Annotated in this window: 1 protein-coding gene; it reads left to right on the top strand. The window is 40.3% G+C overall.

Annotation, left to right across the window (positions count from 1 at the left end):
- Positions 1 to 79 precede the first annotated feature (79 nt).
- Complete coding sequence (locus tag AAHB12_RS31400; protein ID WP_342048959.1) at positions 80 to 367, top strand: hypothetical protein; 288 nt, start codon at positions 80 to 82, stop codon at positions 365 to 367.
- Positions 368 to 402: the final 35 nt, after the last annotated feature.

Raw genomic sequence — 402 nt, 5'->3', positions numbered from 1 at the left:
AATGTCATGAATCCTGGAAATTCAAAAGGGGATCACTTCTATAGTGCCGAATGTGTGGATATGGGAAGGGGAGGATGGCATGGACAGAATTTCAGAAGTAATGGATAAGATCTTAGAAGCAATTAATGAGGAAGCTGACAAGAGGAAGCCTAACTTTGGAGCCATTGACAGTGCGAGAGCAAGAATAGCAGGGGATGGGCATTCTTTCTTTGTAGCCATTCTTAGGTTAGAGAATGAGGGTTACTTAACAGGTATTGAGACGATCCCGAAGTATGCTGATGAAGATACGGTTAGAATCGCTTGGCTTAGAGAGGATGTGATTTTACATAATAAGGCTAAAAAACGTCTTGATGAAATACTAGGTTAGTTTTATGAGCATTCTTTCGGGAGTGCTTTTTATTT

Source organism: Bacillus sp. OTU530 (assembly GCF_038440375.1).
The sequence above is the reverse complement of the archived record's forward strand: the minus strand, read 5'-3'. Positions and strand labels throughout refer to the sequence as shown.